Genomic DNA, 385 nt, shown 5'->3' with positions numbered 1-385 from the left:
CTTTCAAATAATTTTGCCACTTGTCACCTCTTCTCTCTTAATTTTGATCAAAATTGTTTACTTACTCGTAATCCTGCACTCCAGTTACGTCCATCCGCAGGTTCAAAGAAACGTCCTTTACCGTCATTTACAATGACAGATCCGACATAGTCTTTGTCCAATAAATTATCGACACGGCTGAAAATATTGACTTTCCAGTCCTGTAACTGCCATGCATAACCCGCATACGCTGCTAGCACTATATAGCTTGGTGCTGTGTCTGTATTTTGGTCATCGACATAGATTTTATCGTTATATTGGGCATCGACCCCACCATAAAAACCAGTTTGCGGTTTCCATGACAATGCGAGATAGGCCTGATTTTTGGCAATCCCTGGAATTTTAT

At 40.5% G+C, this 385-nt stretch carries 1 protein-coding gene; it reads right to left on the bottom strand.

Going from position 1 to position 385, the window contains the following annotated elements; genetic code table 11:
* Positions 1-47 precede the first annotated feature (47 nt).
* Positions 48-385 (bottom strand): TonB-dependent receptor domain-containing protein (locus tag JR005_RS14730; RefSeq protein WP_228731665.1); only part of this gene is annotated, 338 nt, incomplete at its 5' end.

Source organism: Acinetobacter sp. Colony158 (genome assembly GCF_019264745.1).
GTDB lineage: Bacteria > Pseudomonadota > Gammaproteobacteria > Pseudomonadales > Moraxellaceae > Acinetobacter > Acinetobacter ursingii.
The sequence above is the reverse complement of the archived record's forward strand: the minus strand, read 5'-3'. Positions and strand labels throughout refer to the sequence as shown.